Origin of the sequence: Amycolatopsis rhizosphaerae (assembly GCF_007713715.1) — a bacterium.
Lineage (GTDB): Bacteria > Actinomycetota > Actinomycetes > Mycobacteriales > Pseudonocardiaceae > Amycolatopsis_E > Amycolatopsis_E rhizosphaerae.
This window is the reverse complement of sequence record NZ_VJWX01000734.1, coordinates 1-2,391: the sequence shown is the minus strand read 5'-3', so window position 1 is coordinate 2,391 and position 2,391 is coordinate 1. Positions and strand designations below refer to the sequence as shown.

At 68.3% G+C, this 2,391-nt stretch carries 3 protein-coding genes; all 3 read right to left on the bottom strand.

Going from position 1 to position 2,391, the window contains the following annotated elements; genetic code table 11:
• The coding region (locus FNH05_RS36190; RefSeq protein ID WP_342781654.1) for a replication initiator at window positions 1–397 on the bottom strand (397 nt) is incomplete at its 3' end.
• Complete coding sequence (locus FNH05_RS36185) at window positions 394–792, bottom strand: hypothetical protein (protein ID WP_144593341.1); 399 nt, start codon at window positions 790–792, stop codon at window positions 394–396. The genes FNH05_RS36185 and FNH05_RS36190, both read right to left, overlap by 4 nt.
• Window positions 789–2,339 carry an FtsK/SpoIIIE domain-containing protein gene (locus tag FNH05_RS36180; protein ID WP_144593340.1) on the bottom strand — a complete coding sequence of 517 codons (1,551 nt, stop codon included), beginning with the start codon at window positions 2,337–2,339 and terminating at the stop codon, window positions 789–791. Before FNH05_RS36180 ends, FNH05_RS36185 begins: the two co-directional genes overlap by 4 nt.
• Window positions 2,340–2,391 lie beyond the last annotated feature (52 nt).

Sequence of the window (2,391 nt, the reverse complement as noted above, 5' to 3'; positions counted from 1 at the left end):
GTTCCTCGTCGACACCGCGGATCTCGTCCCGCAGCTCGTCGGCCTGGCCCCCCTCTCCGGTTTCGACCGCCGCCCGATAGGACTTCACCAAGTCAGCCCGGAAGGCCATCAACTCCTTCTGCTCATCGGTAGGTGGCTCCGAGGTGAAGTCAGGTTCCTCGGTCAGATGCCACCCTTCCCGGCATTGGGCCATGCGCAGTGCCTTGGCCTTCTTCGCGCACGGCCCGCACACGCTTTCCACCGTCGAGCCGCAGGGGACGCCGATGTAGCGCAACTCGCCCGTGTCGGGATCGCCTACTTCCATCGTGAACGGCCGCACACACACCCCGTGCTTTTCTGCGGTGGCCTTCATGACCTCGCCCGAGAGCGGTAGCCGCATCCGTTCAGCCCTGCTCATGCCGCCACCTCCTCAGCGGAGCGGAGGAGATCGCGCAGCGCGGCGAGTTCCTCCAGGGTGACGTCTTGGGAGTCGTCCTCGGTGAGGGCGATGAGTCCGGCGCAGTCGGCGAAGGTGATCCCGCCGTAGACCCGGATCCGTGCTCCGCCGTGGGTGTTGCCGCGCAGGATGATGTGGAGGTCGCCGTAGGTGGTGTGCCACCACTCCACCGTGACGTCATGCAAGGTGCGGCCCCACAACACGAGTTCCGACAGGTGCGCCGCGGTGGCGCTGGGGTTGACCTGCACGTCCACCTCCGGCCGCATCGGATCGAAGGACACCCGGCAAGGCTCCGGCAACGGGTACTCCCGCACATGCGCCCAGAACGCGGCGCTCAGCTTCTCCAACTCGGTCATGCCGCCGCGCTCCCCTCAACGAACGGACGCGGCATCGGCACCACAGCGCCACCGGTCACGAACGCTTCCAGCGCCTTCACCGTCTGATCAGGAACCCACCCGGCCCGGACACGGAGGGGTTCGCGCAGCCCTTCGCCCCACACATAGCCCACCCCGGCCTCAGCCTCGGAGATGCGGTTGGCCCAGGCACCCCGTTCGTAGGCCTGGTCACCGAGGACCATGCCGACGTGGGACTTGGCGGTGACGCGCAGGCAGATGCGGCGAGGGAACAGCTCCCGCACCGGCACTGTGTCCTTGGTCGGCTCCTGGACGTAACCGCGGACCGTGAAGCCGAGCGCGCGGCCCTGTGTGGTGAGGAGGGCGACTTTTTCGATGATGGCTTCGCGGGTTTTACGATCGGTGTACTTCGTGAGCGCCCCGATCTCGTCGAACTCCACCAGCTCCAACGGATGCTCGGTCGAGATCGGCACGGTGCGGACGCGGCCGGCGAACTCGGCCTTGCGCTCATCCATCGCCCCAACCAGGTCATCCAGCAGCGCGAGGGTGTCCTTGCCGGTCACGGCATAGCGGTGGAAGATCCCCCGCCCGTACGCGAGTTCCATGCCCTTGGGGTCGATCCCCGATACCCGCACCAGCCCGTCCCGGATGGCGGGGGCAATGGAGACGAGCGGGCACCACATCACCGAGTTCTTCCCCGCACCCGACGCCCCAGCGGTGAGGGTGTGGCTTCCGGAGCCATGGAGCGGGACGTGCCAGTCCTGCCCGTACTCCGTTCGACCAGCCCACACCCGACGCACATCCACCGCCGCTTCGTCGACCTCGGGACAGGTCACGGGCCGAGCGAGCAGATCACGCCGCTGGAAGTCGATCGACACGACGTTCGGGGCGGTCTCGCGGACCTGGCAGCGGGCGACCTTGCGGGCCACCGCCAGAGCGCGGGCCGCCTCGTCGAAATCCTCGGGCTTCTGGCCCGGCACCAATTGCACCCGCACCTCATCCCACGAAGCCCCCGAGCGCACGCCCTTGACCTTGGGCACCCGAACACCCGGCGCCTTCCGATCCCGCGTGATCTTCTTGCGTCCCACCAGGGACACGGTGATGTCCACGGGGATGGTGTCGTCCTTGATGCTCAGCCCGCAGGCGTGCAACCAGGCCGGAAGCTTCGGGGCGTAGACGGCCCAGCGGAACCACCACGAGCGCAGGAACCGCCCGGCCCAGTGGTCGAACGACACCAGATGCGCCCACCGCCAGGTGACCAGTCCGGCCGCGAGCACGCCGAGGGTGATCACGAGGGAGGGCCAGTCCAGCCAGCGGCACCAGGCCGCAACGCCGAGAAGGGTGAGGGAGGTGCGGGGGTGGGTCACGATCTGCCGGACCACCCAGCCCAAACCCTTGAGCAGCCACCACAGGGCGAAAAACACCACCGCGGCCGCTGCGAGCGTTTCGGCGATCGAGGCCAGGGCCTTGCCCAGCTTGTGCAGCACCCACACGACGAGCGCCAGGGCGAGGCTGCCGACGAACAGGATTCCGAAGGTGTGCGCGTCCATCACCGGCCACCCCCGTTCGCGATCGGCAGGGGCAGGCGGCCCGCACACCGGG

What these genes read in the sequence shown, in the direction of transcription:
- FNH05_RS36185 (WP_144593341.1), bottom strand. Translation starts at nt 792, where the DNA reads ATGACCGAGTTGGAGAAGCTGAGCGCCGCGTTCTGGGCGCATGTGCGG.
- FNH05_RS36180 (WP_144593340.1), bottom strand. Translation starts at nt 2,339, where the DNA reads ATGGACGCGCACACCTTCGGAATCCTGTTCGTCGGCAGCCTCGCCCTG.